At 74.1% G+C, this 2,364-nt stretch carries 2 protein-coding genes; both read left to right on the forward strand.

Annotated elements, in window-relative coordinates:
• Nucleotides 1-1,236 (forward strand): xanthine dehydrogenase family protein molybdopterin-binding subunit (locus RIF68_RS34490; RefSeq protein ID WP_375165787.1); only part of this gene is annotated, 1,236 nt, incomplete at its 5' end.
• 165 nt (nucleotides 1,237-1,401) lie between these two features.
• Nucleotides 1,402-2,250 carry a methyltransferase domain-containing protein gene (locus tag RIF68_RS34495; RefSeq protein WP_309055428.1) on the forward strand — a complete coding sequence of 283 codons (849 nt, stop codon included), beginning with the start codon at nucleotides 1,402-1,404 and terminating at the stop codon, nucleotides 2,248-2,250.
• Nucleotides 2,251-2,364: the final 114 nt, after the last annotated feature.

A 2,364-nucleotide genomic window follows, 5' to 3' on the forward strand; every position in this document is an offset into this window, starting at 1 on the left:
GAATCCGCCCTCGACGACATCGCCCGCAGGAGCGGTCTCGACCCCCTGGCCCTGCGCCGTCAGGCCTACCTGCGTCCCGGACAGTCCGCACCGGCGGTGACCGCCGACGGACCGCCGCCCGTCGCCGCCCACGGCATCAGCGGCTGTCTGGATCTCATCGAAGCCGCCCGCGCACGACGCTCGGCGATCCCGCCCGCGCTTCCCGGGCCGGCCTGGGTGGTGGGTGAGGGCATGGCCGTCACCGTCACCCACACCCTGTCCTCCGACGGTCACATCGCCCGGGCCACCGCCGCCCTGCGCGCCGACGGCACCTACGAACTGCGCACCGACTCCCCGGAGTTCGGCAAACAGGCCGGCCCCGTCCACCGGCGCATCGCCGCCACGGTGCTGGCCACCACCGTCGACCGCGTCCATCTCCGTCAGGGCGACACCGATCTGCTCTCCCACGACACCGGAGGCTTCGTCTCCACGGGATCCACCCTTGCCGCCCGCGCCGTCCACGACGCCTGCCTGGCCCTGCGCACGGCCGTCCTGGAAGCCGCGGCGGCCCACACCGGCACCACCCCGGACAGCTGCGGACTCGGCCCGGAGGCCGTCGACTGCGCCGGCCGCCCGCTGCCCCTGACCGCCCTGCACCGAACCGCCCGTGAGACCGGACGGCCGCTCACCGCCACCGCGTCCCGGGACGCCACCACCGGGACTCCCGGTCTGGCGGCGAACGCGCAGTGGATCCGTCTCGCGGTCGACCCGGCCACCGGCCTGGTCACCCTCCTGGACTCCGTCCACGCCGCCGACGCGGGCACCGTCCTGGACCGGCGACAACTGCGGAGCCAGATCGAGGGAGCCGTCGCCCAGGGCATCGGCACCACACTGATGGAAGAGGTGCGCACCGACCACCACGGCCGCGTCACCACGGCGGAACTCCGCACCTACCCGGTCCCGCACGCCGCCGACGTACCCCCCACCGAGGTTCACTTCGTCCCTGTCCCGGGCTCCGATCGGCCGGGTTGCGCCAAGCCGGGCGGTGAGGCGGCGTTCAATCCCGTCGCCCCCGCCGTGGCCAACGCCCTGCGCGACGCCACCGGCGTCCGCTTCACGGCCCTCCCCCTGCGTCCCGACATCATCTGGGAGCGATGGCACGCGCACGTCCCGCCCCCACCCGGGGGACCGGTCGCGGAGGTCCCCTCCTCCCCCCGCGTCGGAGGGACCGGCCGGCGGCTGACGGCCCGCACATGACCGGCGGCCCTGGAGACCGCGCCGCGCGCGACGCGGTCCTGTGCGCGGACGTTGCCACCGTCGGGTCGAATGGCTCGATCCGACGGCTCGGGAGCGGAGGAGCCGCGTACGATGACGCCGCGGGGGCCCTTCGGGAGGTGCGGAGTGTCGGACGGTGGTCAGGCCATGAGGCCGGTGGTACGGGAGACGTACGGCCCGGGTGATCTGGGCAGTCATCAGATCTTCGCCGGCGGATTCATCAACTTCGGGTACTGGCGGGCGGTGGACCTGGGCGGGCCGCTCGGTGAGGCGGAGCGGATCCGCAGTCAGGTGGATCTCTACCGTCATGTCCTGGACTCCGCCGGCCCACCGCGAGGAGCGGACGTCCTGGAGGTGGGCTGCGGGCTGGGCATGGGATCCGTGGTCACCTTGCGGGAGTACGGCACCGGCACGGTCACCGGCATGGACGTTCATCCGGAGCAGCTGCGGCGGGCGCGCGCGGCGCATGCCGACCTGCTTCGACAGGAGCCCGACCGGCTGCGGTTCGTCCAGGGGGCCGCGGAGAGCATGCCCCTGGAGGGCGGTGCGTTCGACGCGGTGATCAGCGTGGAGGCGGCTCAGCACTTCCCGGATCTCGGCGCCTTCGCGGCGGAGACCTGGAGGGTGCTGCGACCGGGCGGCCGGGTGGCCGTCGCCAGCTTCTTCACCGTGGACGAGGAGCCCGGTCGGGCCGAGGAACTCGCGCGGCTGCTCGACACGTACGCCAGTGGCCTGGACATCGCACGGCCGGTGAAGGCGCTCGCCGACGCGTTCACGCGGGCCGGATTCACGAGCGTGCAGGGCGAGTCGATCGGGACGCACGTCTGGCCGGGGTGGGACCGCTGGCTCAGTCGGTGGTGGGAGCCCGGGACCTGGCCGCGGAATTTTCTGCGCGCTTACCGGCAACGCATCCTTGACTACTACCTCGTCACGGCCGTGCGGCCGGAGGAGCAGAAGGCCGACGCCGGGACAGCCCACGCGGCTCCGGGTTCGTGACGGCGGACGGACGAGCGCCCAGCGCTCCGGCCCTGCGGGCGTGGGGGCGCGCGCCCTCGCGCCTGGCGGCGGTGAGGCGGACCCCGGCCCCGTGACCCTGCGCCGCACCGTGGC

It is taken from the genome of Streptomyces sp. (genome assembly GCF_031178505.1).
GTDB classification, from domain to species: domain Bacteria; phylum Actinomycetota; class Actinomycetes; order Streptomycetales; family Streptomycetaceae; genus Streptomyces; species Streptomyces gulbargensis.

Bases quoted from the DNA above. Each gene is read 5' to 3' on its own strand.
- RIF68_RS34495 (WP_309055428.1), top strand. From the start codon at position 1,402: ATGAGGCCGGTGGTACGGGAGACGTACGGCCCGGGTGATCTGGGCAGT.